Origin of the sequence: Haloarcula pellucida (assembly GCF_014647235.1) — an archaeon.
Taxonomy (GTDB): Archaea; Halobacteriota; Halobacteria; order Halobacteriales; family Haloarculaceae; genus Haloarcula; species Haloarcula pellucida.
Genome location: NZ_BMOU01000029.1, coordinates 1 through 759, shown reverse-complemented (window position 1 = coordinate 759; position 759 = coordinate 1). Strand labels below are relative to the sequence as shown.

The following is a 759-nucleotide window of genomic DNA, read 5'->3' as shown; positions in this document are numbered from 1 at the left end:
AGATCGACCACCCCAACGCGACGGCGCCGCTCACGCCCCAGGTCTTGGCCGACGGCGTCGAGTTCCCGCACAAGGTCAACGCCTTGCCGAAGGTCCGCATCCCGGTCCCGAAGGCCGATCACTGGCTCCGGTCGGACCAACTCGAAGAGCAGCCGATGCGGGTGTGGTACGAGGGCAAGCGCTTGCCCATCACGAAACTCCAGAACGTACGCGAGCGCCCGGACCGCGTCATCCTCGAGGGCAACGGCGGCGACGAGCTCAAACAGCGCGTCCAGGCAGAGTACGTCGAGGAGGAGGTGCCCGTGGCCGTCCGCTCGCTGGTCGACCAGACCGGACTGGCTCGCAACGTCGACGATCCGCAGTCGACCACGACGACGGACAACCGGATGCAATCGGCCGACTCGACCAGCGAGTGGGAGGATCGCCTGGCGAGCGCCCCGGCGACGGATCCGACGATGGTCCAGAGTGGCAAGTTCACCTCGGACCAGACGGCGTGGTTCGTCGAGGCCGAGCACGCCGACCAGCAGGTCGGGATCAACTCGGAGCTGTCGACCGCTGGCGACGTCGCCTCGAACGAACGGATACTCAACATCACCCGGTCCGACGACGTCCAGGGGCTCAACCCCGGCATCTACAACACGTTCACGACCGAGCATGACATCCCGGCCGACAAGGTGGGCATCGCGATGCGCGTCGACTTCTACGGCGATCTCGACAGCAACAACCTCTCGCATCAGGTCAAGCTCTTCGTCGATGGCA

General features: G+C 65.7%; 1 pseudogene. It reads left to right on the top strand.

The window, feature by feature from the left end:
* Positions 1-759, top strand: a pseudogene (locus IEY28_RS20525) (hypothetical protein); the annotation flags it as partial.